Here is a 13,142-nt window from a genome sequence, read left to right as displayed (position 1 = left end):
TCGCCCATCTCCTCCACGCGTGCCCCACCAGCCGAAGAGAACGACTCCGGGGAGTGCCTGTCAGTCGGCCCCGGGCATGGGGAACAATGGGCGGGTGACCAGGCCCGCCTCCGCCCGCGCTCCCCGGCTCGACCAGGTCTGCGCCGCCGCCGTCGAGGTGGCCCGCGCGGCCATCACCGAGGTCGAGCCCGACAGCGTCGGCGAGCACCTCCAGGCCGTCGCCGAGGGCGACCGGCTCGTCACCCACTACTTCGAGTGCCGCCTCGGCGGTTACCGCGGCTGGCGGTGGGCCGTCACGGTGACCCGGGTGCCGCGCAGTCGCCACGTCACCGTCTGCGAGACCGTCCTGCTGCCCGGCCCCGACGCGCTGCTCGCGCCGGGCTGGGTGCCGTGGCAGGAGCGGCTCAAGCCGGGCGACCTGGGCCCGGGCGACCTGCTGCCCACCCCGCCGGACGACGAGCGCCTCGCCCCCGGGTACGTACTCTCCGACGACCCGGCGGTGGAGGACACCGCCTGGGAGCTCGGCCTGGGCCGGGCCCGGGTGCTGTCCCGTGAGGGCCGTTCGGAGGCCGCCCAGCGCTGGTACGACGGCGACCACGGTCCGTCGGCGCCGATCTCGGTGGCCGCGCCGGCCGCCGCCCGCTGCGGCACCTGCGGCTTCTACCTGCCCCTCGCCGGCGCGCTGCGGCAGGCCTTCGGCGCCTGCGGCAACTTCTACGCTCCGGACGACGGCCGGGTGGTCAGCGCCGACCACGGCTGCGGCGCGCACTCGGAGACGCTGATCGAGGCGGCCGCCGACACCCCGGTCGACGAGCTGCCCACGGTCTACGACGACAGCGCGGTCGAGGCGGTGTCGGTGAGCCGGTCCCCGGGCTCCGTGGAGGCGGCCGAGCCGGCGGAGCCCTACGGCCACCCCTGACGGCCCCGCCCGCACGGGCGGTCCGGTTCAGCCTTGACGGGCGGCGGCCTCCCGGCGGCGGCGCCGGTTCGCGTCGTGGCGCATCATCACGGCGAGACCGGGAAAGCCCCACAGGAATCCGGCCAGGCAGGTCCAGAGCCAGTTCTGGTGCCCGTGCTCGGTGAGCCAACCGCGGAAGAAGACCAGCAGTACCAGCCCGACCACCGCCCAGATGATCAGGCCGGCGACGGCGAACGGCACCATCGGCGGGTCGAGCGGCTCGGGCCGCGGCGGTTGCTCCTGGGGCACGGGCACAGCGTACGCGATCGTCCTTCCCTGCCCGCCGGTGATCTGGGACGATGCGCGCGACAGCCGTCGATCACCCTGCGAGGACCTGATGGCCATTGCGCCCCCGCCGGACCACGGCGCTCCACCCGATCCCGCTCACCCACGCAACGCCTTCGACCGCTTCTTCGAGATCTCCGCCCGCGGCTCGCATCCGAGCCGGGAGATACGCGGTGGCCTGGCCACCTTCTTCACGATGGCGTACATCGTGGTGTTGAACCCGCTGATCCTCGGCGGCGCGGTCGACGGCGACGGCCGCAAGCTGGCCATCCCGGCGCTGGCCGCCGCCACCGCGCTGGTGGCCGGCCTGATGACCATCCTGATGGGAGTGGTGGCCCGGTTCCCGATGGCGCTGGCCGCCGGGCTGGGCGTGAACGCGCTGGTCGCGTTCGAGATCGCGCCGGAGATGACGTGGGCGGACGCGATGGGCCTGGTGGTGATCGAGGGGGTGGTCATCGGCATCCTCGTGCTCACCGGGCTGCGTACCGCGGTGTTCCGCTCGGTGCCGACCCAGTTGAAGACGGCGATCGGCGTCGGCATCGGCCTCTTCCTGACCCTCATCGGCCTGGTCGACGCCGGGTTCGTCCGGCGGGTGCCGGACATCGCGAACACCACCGTGCCGGTCGGGCTCGGCATCAACGGCAAGATCGTCAGCTGGCCGATGCTGGTCTTCGTGGTGGGCCTGCTGCTCACCGTGGTGCTGGTGGTACGCCGGGTCCGCGGCGCGATCCTGATCGGCATCCTCGCCTCCACGGTGCTGGCGATCATCGTGGAGGCGGTCGGGCACATCGGCCCGTCCTTCGTCAACGGCAGGCCCAACCCGAAGGGCTGGGCGCTGAACGTGCCAGAACTGCCGGAGAAGATCGTCGACATCCCGGACCTCTCGCTGCTCGGCCACTTCGACGTGCTGGGCTCGTGGAGCCGGGTGGGCTGGCTGGTCCCGCTGATGTTCGTCTTCACCCTCCTGATCACGGACTTCTTCGACACGATGGGCACGATGGTCGCCATCGGCCAGGAGGGGGAGATGCTCGACGAGCGGGGCACCCCGCCGCGGGCGCGGGAGATCCTGCTGGTCGACTCGATCGCCGCGGCGGCCGGTGGCGCGGCGAGCGTCTCCAGCAACACGTCGTACATCGAGAGCGCGGCCGGGGTCGCGGAGGGCGCCCGGACCGGGGTGGCCAACCTGGTCACCGGCGGCCTCTTCCTGCTGGCCATGTTCCTGGCGCCGCTGGCGGTGGTCGTGCCGTTCGAGGCGGCCTCGACGGCGCTGGTGGTGGTCGGCTTCCTGATGATGACCGCGGTGCGGACCATCGACTGGACCGACTACGAGATCGCCATCCCGGCGTTCCTCACCATCGTGCTGATGCCCTTCACCTACTCGATCTCGAACGGGATCGGCGCCGGCGTCATCAGCTACGTGCTGGTGAAGCTGGCACGGGGCAGAGCCCGGGAGATCCACCCCCTGCTGTACGGGGTGGCCGCGCTCTTCATCCTGTACTTCCTGCGCGGGCCGATCGAGTCCGTGGTGATGTGACACCCGCCTCGACCGAGGGCCCGGAAATTCGGGTCTCCCGGCCGGGAGCAGGGCAAATTCCCTCTGGTGAGCCTGGTCATATCGCATGTCGTTAGCCAGGCTCATTAGTTAAGCTAACTACTGTGACGGAGCGGACGGTGACGGCGGAACGCGTGCCACCGGCGCAGCTGGCCCCTCAGCTGCGTAATGCGATCACCCGACTCAACCGGCGGGTCCGGCAGGCCCGCCCGGTCGGCGACCTGACGGGCAGCCAGCTCTCCGCGCTCACCAGCCTCAAGCTGGCGGGCGCCCTGACGCCCAGGGAACTGGCCGACATCGAGCGGGTGCAGCCGCCCACGATGACCAAGATCGTCGGAAAGCTGGAGGAGCGCGGCCTCGTGCAGCGGACTCCTCACCCGACCGACCGACGGCAGGTCATCCTGGCGGCGACCGAGGGAGGCCGGGCCGTGCTCGAGCAGTTCGAGCGGGCCCGCAACGAGTGGCTGGCCAGCCGGCTCGCCGCGCTCACCGAGGAGGAACGCGACACGCTGCGGCGGGCCGCGGAGATCCTCCAGGGGATCGCTCGCGCCTGACCGCGACCCGCGTCGCGCGGTCCGCACCGTCCGCTGTGGATGAGGCGTACCCGACGCGAGGAGGCGCACCTAGAGTGCAGGCCAAGCTCAGCACGATGTTCCAGTCCCTACGAGTCCGCAACTACCGACTCTTCGCCACCGGACAGCTGATCAAGTTGATCGGCGTCTGGATGATGTACATCGCCCAGGACTGGCTCGTCCTCGAGCTCACCGGAAACTCGGCCACCGCGCTGGGCGTGGTCACCGCGCTCCAGTTCACCCCGGTCCTGCTGCTGACCCTGTTCTCCGGCCGGCTCGCCGACCGGTACGACAAGCGGATGCTGCTGTTCATCGCCAACGCGTTCTGGACCGTACTGGCGCTGGCGATGAGCCTGCTGGTGGTCACCGGACTGGTCCAGCTCTGGCACGTCTACGTGTTCGCCCTCCTGCTCGGCGTGTTCAACGCGGTGGAGACCCCGGTCCGGCAGGCGTTCGTCTCGGAGCTGGTCGGCGTGCCGCTGCTGCCGAACGCGCTCTCGCTCAACGCGGCCACCTTCAACTCCGCCCGGATCCTCGGCCCGGCCGTCGCCGGCCTGGCCATCGCCGCCTTCGACGTCGGCCCGGTCTTCCTGATCACCGCGTTCAGCTCGATCGCGCCGCTGGTCAATGTGGTGCGGATGCGGACGAGCGAGCTGTACCGCAAGGACCTGCCGGCGGCCGGCCAGCGCGACCAGGCCCGGGTCGTGGACGGCCTGCGGTACGTCGCCCGCCGCCCGGACATCCTGCTGCCGATGGCGCTGATGTCGGTGACCGGGATGACCCTGTTCAACTTCCAGCTCACCCTCGCCGCGCTGTCCAAGACCGTGTTCAAGACCGGTGCCGCCTCGTTCGGCCTGTTCACCACGGCCCTCGCGGTCGGCGCGCTGACCGGCGCCCTGGCCGGCACCGGGCGGCGCAGCCGCCCCACCGTGTGGCTGGTGCTCGGCGCGGCGGTCGGCTGCGCCACCTTCGGCACGCTGGTCGGGCTCGCCCCGTCGTACTGGCTGGTCGTGGCGCTGCTGCTGCCGACCGGGTTCTTCATGGTCTTCTTCGCCCAGGCCGCCAACCAGCGGGTCCAGCTCGGCGTGGACGCCGCCTTCCGGGGCCGGGTGATGGCCCTCTGGGTGCTGGTCTTCCTCGGCACCAACCCGGTCGGCGCGCCGATCATCGGCTGGGTGGCCGAGACCTACGGCGCCGGGGCGAGCATCTGGATCGGCGGACTGATCTCGCTGGCCGCCGCGCTGCTCGCCCTCACCTGGCAGCTCCGCCGCTCCGGTGCCCGGCTGCGGCTCCGGATGCTGCCGATGCCCCGCTTCTACGTGGTGTCGCCCGGCGCGGAGTGAAATCGTCCGAAGGACCGGTTCCCGTCCCGGGGACCGGTCCTTCCTCATTCATTCGCGTCCGGATGTCGGCAATCGGGTGGCGGTCGACGGCCACGCGGCTTAGCGTCGATATGTGGGAGTGGGGCGGGGACTGCTGCTGGTGCTGGCGATCCTCGCCGTCTGCTGCCTGCCCGCCCTCTTCGCGCTGCTCTTCTGCGCCGACGAGATCCTCGACCGGGTGGCCTGCCGGTGGGCCGAGTGGCGGGAGCAACGCCGCGAACGGCGCACCATCGCCCGGCTGGACCGGGCCATCGAGGCGGACGCCCTGACCCGCGACATCGACCTCACCGAGTTCGACCGGGACGGCCGGCGACCGCTGGAACAGCTCGCCACCGACCTGCGCCGCCTCGGCGGCCACCGGCTCGCCGCCGCGGACCGGTCGGTGGTCTGGCACGGCGCGGTCATCGACGCGTACGACGAGCGGCTGCGCGCCGCCTGCCAGGCGCTGGGCATCGTCGAGCACCTGGCCGAGGTGGACGGCGTCGACCGGGAGATCGAGCGGGTCCGGGTGGAGGGGCTGCTGCACGCGGCCGGGCTCACCCTGCCCGCCGCCCGCCCCGGTCACCACCAGCGGCACCGCTGACCGGTGCGGCTCTTCGTCGCGGTCTACCCGCCCCGGCCGGTGGTCGACGACCTGACCGCCCAGGTCACCCGGCTCCGGGTCGGCGCCGCCTTCGCCGCCGGCACCAACGTACGGCTGGCCGACCCGGCCAACGCCCACCTCACCCTCGCCTTCCTCGGCGACGTCGAGGACGAGCGGCTGGTGGAGGTGGAGAGCACGCTCGGCCTGGCCGCGGAGACGTTCCGGGACGGCCGGGACAGCTCGGTCCGGCTGCGCCTCGGCGGTGGCGGCAGCTTCGGGCGCGGCCGGTTCACCGTGCTCTGGGTGGACCTGCGCGGCGACGTGGCGGCTCTGGCCACCCTCTCCCGGCTGATCCGGCTCGGGCTGCGCCGGGCCCGGCTGCCGCACGACGAGAAGCCGTTCCGGCCGCACCTCACCATCGCCCGTCCCGGCGACCGGATCGACCGCGCCGACATCCTGGCCGACCGGGAGACCCTCCACGACTACCAGGGCCCCGAATGGCCCGCCGACGAACTCGTCCTGGTCCGCAGCCACCCCGGCCCCCGCCCCACCTACGACCGCCTGGCCGCCTGGCCCCTCTAACCCGCCCCCGCCCCGCCCCGCCCTCGCCCCCCGTCCCGCCCCCAACGTCCCCGCCGATCTTGCAGTTGTGGTGCCGGCGAAAGGCGCATAGGCGCGCAATTCAACAACCCACAGTGCAAGATCGGCGCGGGAGCGGGAGCGGGAGCGGGAGCGGGAGGCGGAGTGAGCGGGTTACCAGGCCCAGGCCTCCGGGCCGGGGCCGCCGTTGCCGACGGGCGGGAAGAGCTCGTCGAGCTTCTTCAGGGTTTCCTCGTCTAGGTGGACGTCCAGCGCGCCGAGGTTGCGGTCGAGCTGGTCCATGGTGCGCGGGCCGACGATCGGGGCGGTCACCCCGGGGCGGGAGAGCAGCCAGGCCAGCGCCACGTCGGCCGGGTCGTGGCCGAGGTCCGCGCAGAGCTTCTCGTACGCCTCGATGGTGGGCCGGTGCGCGGCGAGCGCGTCGGCCGACCGGCCGCTGGTGCCGCGCGCCGCGCTGCCCTCGGCCATCTTCCGGATGATTCCGGAGAGCAGCCCGCCGTGCAGCGGCGACCAGGGGATGATGCCCAGCCCGTAGTGCTGCGCGGCCGGGATCACCTCCAGCTCGACGTGCCGGGTCATCAGGTTGTAGATGCACTGCTCGGAGACGAGGCCGAGGAAGTTGCGCCGGCCCGCCGCGGCCTGCGCCTGGGCGATGTGCCAACCGGCGAAGTTGGACGATCCGACGTAGAGGACCTTGCCCTGGGCGACCAGGGTCTCCATCGCCTGCCAGATCTCCTCCCACGGGGTGGTCCGGGAGATGTGGTGCATCTGGTAGAGGTCGATGGTGTCGGTCTGCAGCCGGCGCAGCGAATCCTCGCAGGCCCGGATGATGTGCCGGGCGCTCAGGCCCTGCTCGTTGGGCCACTCGCCCATCTTGCCGTACACCTTGGTGGCCAGCACGACCTTGTCGCGGCGCCCGTCGCCCTGGGCGAACCAGCGGCCGATGATCTGCTCGGTGACGCCCTCGCCGAGCTTCCAGCCGTACACGTTGGCGGTGTCGAAGAAGTTGATCCCGTGTTCCAGCGCCCGGTCCATGATGGCGAAGCTGTCCGGCTCGTCGGTCTGCGGCCCGAAGTTCATGGTGCCGAGGCAGAGCCGGCTCACCGAGAGACCGGTGCGTCCCAGGTTCGTGTACTCCATGGGTCCACCCTGGCACGCGGGCACTTAGAGTGCCTCGTCGTCGCCAGGGTGGACCGTGGCTCAGGAGGACTCGCGGGCCGCCGGGCCGCTGCCGAAGAGGACGTCGTCCCAGCTCGGCAGCCGCTTGCGGGGCTTGCCGCCGGCCTCCGCCGAGTCGCCGCCACCGGCCGCCGCCGCGGCGCCCGTGCGGCGCGGCCGCAGCACGGCCAGCGAGGGTACGGCCGGGATCTCCTTCGGCGCGTCCGAGTCGTCGTCGAACGCCGAGCCCTGGCCGCCGCCGAGCAGTGCCGCCGCCCCGCCGGAGACGGCCCGCTGCCGGGGCGCGTCGGGCCCGGCCATGGCGGCCGGGGACCGGGTCTCCAGACCTCGCCCGGACGCGCCGCCGAGCGGCCGGTCCAGCGAGGCGAGCAGGGCGTCCCGGCCGGCGCGGATCGGGTCCCGCCCCGGGCGGGCGTGCTCGGCCGGCGCCGGCAGGCCGTGCCCGCCCCGGCTCGGCTCGCCGCGCGACGGGCCGGGCAGCGCGTGGCCGCCCCGCTCCGGCGCCGGCTCCTGGCCGAGGATCGGCGTGGGGCGCTCGGCGCAGAGGTATTGCGCCATGTCGTCGTGCGGGGCGACGTGCTGCCGGGTCTTGTCGAGGTCCCAGACCGCCTGCGCGGTGGCCTTGCCCGACGGCCAGGTGGCGATGATCCGCCAGGTGCCGTCGTCGCGCCGGTACGCGTCCCAGGAGATCTTCTCGGTGTCGATCCCGTGCTGGGCCAGCCGGCCGTTGACGACCTCGGCCAGCGGGGTCGGCTTCTCCGCACCCTTGAGCCTGGTCCGGCGGGCGTGCTGGGCGAGCATGGCCCGCTCCTGGAGCACCGGTCCCGCGTACCGCAGGACGCGGTCGACCGGGACGCCGGCGATCCGGGCGACGTCCTCGGCGGACTCGCCGGAGCGGATCCGGGCCTGGATGTCCCGCGGGGAGAGTGACGGCGTCGGGTCGGCGGCGGTCGGCACCACCGCGAGGGGTGCCGCGCCGGGCTCGGCGTGCAGCGCCGTGGCGACGCGTTCGTCGATGGGGAGGGCGAGCAGGCGCCCGACCTCGTCGGCGAGCACCAGAGCCTGGCCGTCCTCGGAGAGGGCGACGAAGCGTACTGGGCGCATGTGCTTGCCTCCGTCCCGCTTCGCTGGCCGTCACGCCACGAGCCGGCCACCCGGGCGTCTCGCACCACCGTACGCTCATCTACCCAGAGGTGGGGGATGCGACACCCGGCATGTCGCGACTGAGCTGCGGCGATGATCACGGTGGGTGGTCGTCGGAGCCCCGACGACCACCCACCGTCACGAGGTGATCAGAGTCGCTCGACCACGTAGTCGATGGACGCGGTGAGCGCCTCGACGTCGGCCGGCTCGATCGCCGGGAAGAGCGCGACGCGGAGCTGGTTGCGGCCCAGCTTCCGGTACGGCTCGGTGTCCACGATGCCGTTGGCGCGCAGCGCCTTGGCGATCGCGGAGGCGTCCACCCCGTCGGCGAAGTCGATCGTGGCGACCACATTGGAGCGCAGCGCCGGGTCGGCCACGAACGGAGTGGCGAACTCGGCCCGCTCGGCCCAGCCGTAGACGATGCCGGCGCTCTCGGCGGTGCGCTTGGCCGCCCAGGAGAGGCCGCCCTGCGCGTTCATCCAGTCGGTCTGCTCGGCGGCCAGGAAGATGGTGGCCAGCGCCGGGGTGTTGTACGTCTGCTCCAGCCGCGAGTTGTCGATCGCGGTGACCAGGTCGAGGAAGGCCGGGATGTAGCGGCCCGACTCCTTGATCTCGGTGGCCCGGGCGAGCGCGGCCGGCGACATCAGGGCCAGCCACAGGCCGCCGTCGGAGCCGAAGCACTTCTGCGGGGCGAAGTAGTAGACGTCGGTCTCGCCGACGTTGACCTCCAGGCCGCCGGCGCCGGAGGTGGCGTCGACCAGCAGCAGCGAGCCCTCGTCGGCACCCGCGACCCGGCTGATCGGCACGGCCACGCCGGTCGAGGTCTCGTTGTGCGGGGTGGCGTACACGTCCACGCCGGCCTCGGCGACCAGGGTCGGCGCGTTGCCCGGCTCGGACTTGCGGACCGTCGGCTCGCCCAGGAACGGGGCGTCCTTGACCGACTTGGCGAACTTCGCGCCGAACTCGCCGAAGCTGGCGAACTGGGCCCGGTCGCGGACCAGGCCGAAGGTGGCGACCTCCCAGAAGGCGGTGGTGCCGCCGTTGCCGAGCACCACCTCGTAACCCTCGGGCAGGGAGAAGAACTCGGCGATGCCCCGGCGCAGCCGGGCCACCTGGTCGCGGACCGTCTTCTGCCGGTGCGAGGTGCCCAGGTAGCTGGTGGCGACGTCGGCGAGCGCGGAGACCGCCGCCGGACGGACCTTGGACGGCCCGCAGCCGAAGCGCCCGTCGGCGGGCTTGATGTCGTCGGGAATCCGGATGGTCGGTGCGTCAGCCACGGTTGTCTCGATCCTTCCGCGTGGGCGGGGACGGGCCCTGATGCGGGCGCGGACCGACGCCTGCCGCGCGGGCGCGCGGGGGAGCCGGGATCCGAGCCCGGTCCGGCGGCACTGCCGGCCTTCATCCTCGCACCCTGGCCGGCCCGGCCGGCGGCTGGTCCCACGACCGGGGCTGAGGGATGCGCCACAGCGCGAAGGGCCCGGTCCGTCGCGGACCGGGCCCTTCGCGGCGTACGCGGGGATCAGACGCCGTGCGGGATGGCGTCCCAGCCCTCGACCTCCTGCGGCTTGCGCGGGCCGTGCCCGACGTACCGGGCCGACGGGCGGACCAGCCGCTGGAGCTTCTTCTGCTCCAGGATGTGGGCGGACCAACCGCCCATCCGGGCACAGGTGAACATCGAGGTGAACATGTGCGCCGGCACCTCGGCGAAGTCGAGCACCACGGCCGACCAGAACTCGACGTTGGTGGCCAGCACCCGGTCCGGGCGGCGGGCCTGGAGCTCGGCCAGGGCCGCCTTCTCCAGCGCCTCGGCGACCTCGAAGCGCGGCGCGCCCAGCTCCTTGGCGGTGCGGCGGAGCACCCGGGCGCGCGGGTCCTCGGCCCGGTAGACCCGGTGGCCGAAGCCCATCAGCCGCTCGCCCCGGTCGAGCACGCCCCTGACGTACCCCTCGGCGTCGCCGCTGCGCTCGACGGCCTCCAGCATGCTGAGCACCCGGGAGGGCGCGCCGCCGTGCAGCGGGCCGGAGAGCGCGCCGATGCCGGAGGAGATGCAGGCGGCGGCGTCGGCGCCGGTGGAGGCGACGATCCGGGCGGTGAAGGTGGAGGCGTTCAGGCCGTGCTCGGCGGCCGAGATGAAGTACGCGTCGACGGCCTTGACGTGCCGCGGGTCGGGCTCGCCCCGCCACCGCTTCATGAACCGTTCGACGATGGTCTCCGCCTTGTCGATCTCCTTCTGCGGCACGGCCGGCAGGCCGAGGCCGCGGGCGGACTGGGCGACGAAGGAGAGCGCGGTGACGGACACCCGGGCCAGGTCCTCGCGGGCCTGCTCGTCGGAGATGTCGAGGAGCTGGTTCAGCCCCCAGTACGGGGCGAGCATGGCGACCGCGGACTGCACGTCGACGCGGATGTCACCGGAGTGCACCGGCACCGGGAACGGCTCGGCCGGCGGCAGGCCCGGGCCGAAGCGGCCGTCGACCAGCAGCGCCCAGACGTTGCCGAAGGAGACCTGACCGATCAGATCCTCGATGTCCACGCCGCGATAGCGCAGCGAGCCGCCCGCGCGGTCCGGTTCGGCGATCTCGGTCTCGAAGGCTACGACGCCCTCCAGGCCCGGTTTGAAGTCGGACATGTCGTCTCCTGGCTTCCGGCGGTGGTGCGTCCGGGCGGGCTCAGCCGGCCTCACGACCCGGGCGACGCTCTCAGGGATGTGGTTCGTGACATCTTGCCTGCTGGGTAACCGAGTGCGCGACCCACCGCCACTGTGCGCCACGCGACATCCCCACGGGTGGACAAGCTCACGGCCTGGGACAGACTTGGCGGTGGGGTCTGGCCAGCGTCGGGGGACGGGGCCGCCCCGACGAGGGAGACGACGACTGTGACGGGCAACACACCCACTCCGGCCGGCATGCGTAACGAGTACGCGGCCGACCTGGGCCTTTCCGAATCCGACCTGGCACCGGACTGGCCGACCCAGTTCGCCCGCTGGTTCGCCGACGCGGTGGCGTACCCGCTGCCGGAACCGAACGCGATGGTGGTGGGCACCGCCGACGCCGAGGGGCGGCCCAGCGGCCGGACGGTCCTGCTCAAGGGGTACGACGCGGAGGGCTTCGTCTTCTACACCAACTACGGGTCGCGCAAGGGCGCCGAGGCGACCGCCAACCCGTGGGCCAGCCTGGTCTTCCCCTGGTTCCCGATGCAGCGCCAGGTGGTCGTCGCCGGGCGGGTGGAGCCGGTCGACCGGGCCGAGACCGAGGCGTACTTCGCCAGCCGGCCGCGCGGCTCCCAGCTCGGCGCCTGGGCCAGCACGCAGTCCCAGGTCGTCCCGGACCGGGCCGCGCTCGACGCGGCGTACCGGGCGGCGGCCGAGCGCTTCGCCGAGGTCGACGAGATTCCCGCACCGCCGTACTGGGGCGGGTTCCGGGTCCGCCCCGAGACGGTGGAGTTCTGGCAGGGCCGGGCCAGCCGACTGCACGACCGGCTGCGCTACCGGCGGACCGACGAGGGCGCCTGGGTCGTCGAGCGGCTCGCGCCGTGACGGGGGTGCAGGAGGCCCGGCCGCGCGGAGCGCGCCGCTGGGCGATCGACCTGCGCCCGCTGGGCGTGCCCGCGTACCGGCGGGTGTGGCTCGGCAACGGCGTGGCGATGTTCGGCTTCCAGTTCACCGCCGTGGCGGTGCCGGTGGAGATGTTCGACCTGACCGGCGGCTCGTTCTGGGTCGGCCTGCTCGGGGTCGCCGGCTTTCTGCCGCTGCTGGTCTTCGGGCTCTGGGGCGGGGCGGTCGCCGACGCCCGCGACCGGCGCCGGGTGCTGCTGGCCGGGGGCGCCCTGCTCTGGGCGTCGACCCTGTCGCTGCTGCTCCAGTCGCTGCTGCGGGTGGGCAGCCCCGTGCTGCTGCTCGCCCTGGTGGCGGTGCAGTCGATCGCGTTCGCGATCACCTCGCCGGCCCGCAGCGCGATCCTGCCCCGCCTGGTGCCGGCCGAGCTGGTCCCGGCGGCCAGCACACTGAACTTCACCACGTTCACCGCGACCTCGGTCTTCGGGCCCCTGACCGCGGGCCTGATCTTCGTCGCCTGGCCCACGGACGTCGGGCTGCCCATCGCGTACGCGGTGGACGCGCTGCTGTTCACCGTCTCGCTCTGGGCCACCCTCCGGCTGCCGGCGATGCCACCCGAGCCGGATCCGGACGGTGACGGCACGCCGCGCAGGGCGGGGCTGGCCAGCATCGTTGACGGCTTCCGCTACCTGGCCACCACGCCGGTGCTGCTGCTCTCCTTCGCCATCGACCTGATCGCGATGATCCTGGCCATGCCCCGGGCGCTCTTCCCCGAGCTGGCGCACCAGCGGTTCGGCGGCGGTGCCGCGGTCGGCTGGCTCTACAGCGCCATCGCCATCGGGGCGATGCTGGGCGGCCTCACCTCCGGCTGGATCGGCCGGGTACGCCGGCAGGGCCTGGCGCTCGTGTTGGCCGTGGTGGGCTGGGGCGTGGCGATCGGCCTGGCCGGCCTGGCCCGCCAGCTCTGGCTGGTGGTGGTGCTGCTCGGCGTGGCCGGCGCCGCCGACCTGGTCAGCGCGACCCTGCGACAGTCGATGCTGCTGGTCTACGCGCCGGACCGGATGCGTGGCCGGCTCCAGGGGGTGAACACCGTGGTGGTCGCCGGCGGCCCGCGCCTGGGCGACCTGCGGGCCGGCGCGAGCGCGGCGGCGTTCGGCACCGGCGTCGCCATGGTCGGCGGCGGCCTCGCCTCCGCCGTCCTGGCCGTGCTCCTGGTGGTCGCCTTCCCCGCGCTGCTCCGCTACCGGGCGGCGAGCGCGTCGGACCGGGACTGACCCACCGGCCGGGACGCGATCATCGGGTCCAGCGGAGTCGAAGGGGGACGGGCTAAGGTCGCCG

Annotated in this window: 13 protein-coding genes; 8 read left to right on the top strand and 5 right to left on the bottom strand. The window is 73.2% G+C overall.

What is annotated here, in order from left to right; genetic code table 11:
- Window positions 1-76: 76 nt before the first annotated feature.
- Entirely contained in the window at window positions 77-919 is an 843-nt protein-coding gene (locus ACGFI9_RS07790) for a DUF3027 domain-containing protein (protein WP_393176142.1), read from the top strand.
- 27 nt (window positions 920-946) lie between these two features.
- Here ACGFI9_RS07790 and ACGFI9_RS07785 read toward each other — a convergent pair whose 3' ends face one another.
- Window positions 947-1,207 carry a DUF2530 domain-containing protein gene (locus ACGFI9_RS07785; protein WP_393176140.1) on the bottom strand — a complete coding sequence of 87 codons (261 nt, stop codon included), beginning with the start codon at window positions 1,205-1,207 and terminating at the stop codon, window positions 947-949.
- Window positions 1,208-1,295: 88 nt separating this feature from the next.
- Between ACGFI9_RS07785 and ACGFI9_RS07780 the strand changes: the two genes are divergently transcribed.
- The 5 genes from ACGFI9_RS07780 to thpR all read left to right on the top strand — a co-directional run bounded on the left by ACGFI9_RS07780 (window position 1,296) and on the right by thpR (window position 5,914).
- Window positions 1,296-2,777, top strand: a complete 1,482-nt coding sequence (locus tag ACGFI9_RS07780; protein WP_393176138.1) for an NCS2 family permease — start codon at window positions 1,296-1,298, stop codon at window positions 2,775-2,777.
- 122 nt (window positions 2,778-2,899) lie between these two features.
- Complete coding sequence (locus ACGFI9_RS07775; protein WP_393176136.1) at window positions 2,900-3,349, top strand: MarR family winged helix-turn-helix transcriptional regulator; 450 nt, start codon at window positions 2,900-2,902, stop codon at window positions 3,347-3,349.
- 74 nt (window positions 3,350-3,423) lie between these two features.
- Window positions 3,424-4,710, top strand: a complete 1,287-nt coding sequence (locus ACGFI9_RS07770) for an MFS transporter (RefSeq protein ID WP_393176134.1) — start codon at window positions 3,424-3,426, stop codon at window positions 4,708-4,710.
- A 112-nt stretch (window positions 4,711-4,822) separates the two neighbouring features.
- The gene (locus ACGFI9_RS07765) at window positions 4,823-5,332 is read left to right on the top strand and encodes a hypothetical protein (protein ID WP_393176132.1); all 510 of its coding nucleotides are present in this window, start codon (window positions 4,823-4,825) and stop codon (window positions 5,330-5,332) included.
- Between the two features lie 3 nt (window positions 5,333-5,335).
- Window positions 5,336-5,914, top strand: a complete 579-nt coding sequence (gene thpR / locus ACGFI9_RS07760; protein ID WP_393176130.1) for an RNA 2',3'-cyclic phosphodiesterase — start codon at window positions 5,336-5,338, stop codon at window positions 5,912-5,914.
- Between the two features lie 171 nt (window positions 5,915-6,085).
- Here thpR and ACGFI9_RS07755 read toward each other — a convergent pair whose 3' ends face one another.
- The 4 genes from ACGFI9_RS07755 to ACGFI9_RS07740 all read right to left on the bottom strand — a co-directional run bounded on the left by ACGFI9_RS07755 (window position 6,086) and on the right by ACGFI9_RS07740 (window position 10,880).
- A complete protein-coding gene (locus ACGFI9_RS07755) occupies window positions 6,086-7,072 on the bottom strand; it encodes an aldo/keto reductase (RefSeq protein WP_393176128.1) in 987 nt (328 codons plus the stop codon).
- A gap of 60 nt (window positions 7,073-7,132) precedes the next feature.
- A complete protein-coding gene (gene sepH / locus ACGFI9_RS07750) occupies window positions 7,133-8,215 on the bottom strand; it encodes a septation protein SepH (protein WP_393176126.1) in 1,083 nt (360 codons plus the stop codon).
- Window positions 8,216-8,403: 188 nt separating this feature from the next.
- Window positions 8,404-9,531: a phosphoserine transaminase gene (gene serC, locus ACGFI9_RS07745; RefSeq protein ID WP_393176124.1), complete on the bottom strand. Its 1,128-nt coding sequence runs from the start codon at window positions 9,529-9,531 to the stop codon at window positions 8,404-8,406.
- 242 nt (window positions 9,532-9,773) lie between these two features.
- Window positions 9,774-10,880 (bottom strand): citrate synthase 2, encoded by a 1,107-nt coding sequence (locus ACGFI9_RS07740; protein WP_393176122.1) that lies wholly within the window; start codon window positions 10,878-10,880, stop codon window positions 9,774-9,776.
- 276 nt (window positions 10,881-11,156) lie between these two features.
- Here ACGFI9_RS07740 and pdxH point away from each other — a divergent pair, with 276 nt between their 5' ends.
- A complete protein-coding gene (pdxH, locus tag ACGFI9_RS07735; protein WP_393176652.1) occupies window positions 11,157-11,786 on the top strand; it encodes a pyridoxamine 5'-phosphate oxidase in 630 nt (209 codons plus the stop codon).
- Window positions 11,783-13,078 (top strand): MFS transporter, encoded by a 1,296-nt coding sequence (locus ACGFI9_RS07730; RefSeq protein ID WP_393176120.1) that lies wholly within the window; start codon window positions 11,783-11,785, stop codon window positions 13,076-13,078. The genes pdxH and ACGFI9_RS07730 overlap by 4 nt, the downstream gene beginning before the upstream one ends.
- Window positions 13,079-13,142 lie beyond the last annotated feature (64 nt).

It is taken from the genome of Micromonospora sp. NPDC048930, from assembly GCF_043197935.1.
Classification (GTDB): domain Bacteria; phylum Actinomycetota; class Actinomycetes; order Mycobacteriales; family Micromonosporaceae; genus Micromonospora.
Note: the sequence above shows the minus strand (reverse complement) of the source record. Positions and strands in the feature narration are given on the sequence as shown.

Excerpts from the sequence above, each read along its gene's own strand:
- ACGFI9_RS07790 (WP_393176142.1), top strand. The coding sequence starts at position 77 with ATGGGGAACAATGGGCGGGTGACCAGGCCCGCCTCCGCCCGCGCTCCC.
- ACGFI9_RS07755 (WP_393176128.1), bottom strand. The coding sequence starts at position 7,072 with ATGGAGTACACGAACCTGGGACGCACCGGTCTCTCGGTGAGCCGGCTC.
- ACGFI9_RS07740 (WP_393176122.1), bottom strand. The coding sequence starts at position 10,880 with ATGTCCGACTTCAAACCGGGCCTGGAGGGCGTCGTAGCCTTCGAGACC.
- sepH (WP_393176126.1), bottom strand. The coding sequence starts at position 8,215 with ATGCGCCCAGTACGCTTCGTCGCCCTCTCCGAGGACGGCCAGGCTCTG.
- ACGFI9_RS07780 (WP_393176138.1), top strand. The coding sequence starts at position 1,296 with ATGGCCATTGCGCCCCCGCCGGACCACGGCGCTCCACCCGATCCCGCT.
- pdxH (WP_393176652.1), top strand. The coding sequence starts at position 11,157 with ATGCGTAACGAGTACGCGGCCGACCTGGGCCTTTCCGAATCCGACCTG.